Raw genomic sequence first — 1,322 nt, forward strand, 5'->3', positions numbered from 1 at the left:
ATCCTTGAGTCTTTGCGCTTATGCACTGAACCAGCATCGCTCGCAGGAAAATAAGGACAATAATCGTGTCTCGTATGTGGATGGCAGCCAGTCAAGTCAAAAAACTGAAAAACTGACGCCGGATCAGGTTAGCCAAAAAGAAGGAATTCAGGCTGAGCAAATTGTCATTAAGATTACAGATCAGGGCTATGTGACGTCACACGGTGACCACTATCATTACTATAATGGTAAAGTTCCTTATGATGCCCTCTTTAGTGAAGAACTTCTGATGAAGGATGCTAATTATCAACTTAAAGACGCTGATATTGTCAATGAGGTCAAGGGTGGCTATATCATCAAGGTCGATGGAAAATATTATGTCTACCTGAAAGATGCAGCTCATGCTGATAATGTTCGAACCAAGGATGAAATCAATCGTCAAAAACAAGAACATGTCAAAGATAATGAGAAGGTCGGCGCTGATGTTGCTGTAGCAAGGTCTCAGGGACGCTATACAACAGATGATGGTTATGTCTTTAACGCTTCAGATATCATTAAAGATACAGGTGATGGTTATATAGTACCACATGGTGGTCACTATCATTTCATTCCTAAGAGTGACTTGTCGGCAGGTGAATTAGCAGCCGCAAAAGCATATTTATCAGGGAATACTACAGCTCTCAGTCAACCTTTATCGGTGACACCGAATAATGGTGTTACTGCAGCAGATGATGGTTATGTCTTTAACCCTAATGACATTGTCAGAGATACCGGTGATGCTTATATAGTAAGACATGGGGACCACTATCATTATATTCCTAAGTCATCTCTTAACAATCCCCCATCACACTCTAACACGGAAGAGGTAGGAAGTTCTTCTAATACTGGATCAAGTAATGCGACTTCACATGTCCACCATGAGGAAGAAGATGGTCATGGTTTTGATGCCAATCGAATTATAAGTGAAGATTCAGAAGGTTTTGTCATGACTCATGGCGACCACAATCATTACTTCTTTAAGAAAGATTTGACAGCAGACCAAATTAAGGCGGCTCAGGATCACTTGAAAGGGGCAAATACGACAACACCAAGTGCATCTCATGATGATCACGATGAAGAAGAGCATGACCACCATCATGGTGAAGACCATGATCACAGGTTTGATGCAAATAGAGTTATCAGTGAAGATGCGGCAGGATTTGTCATGACTCATGGCGACCACAATCATTACTTCTTTAAGAAGGATTTGACACCTGAGCAAATTAAGGCAGCTCAAGATCATTTGAGAGGTAAAACGCCAGTAACACCAAGTCCAGCACATGATGACGATGACGATCATGATG

General features: G+C 41.5%; 1 protein-coding gene. It reads left to right on the forward strand.

The genetic code is table 11. The features are described from left to right. Positions 1-1,322 (forward strand): pneumococcal-type histidine triad protein (locus ACLNCN_RS04850; protein WP_424844744.1); only part of this gene is annotated, 1,322 nt, incomplete at both ends.

Source organism: Streptococcus sp. CL8.13 (assembly GCF_049737895.1).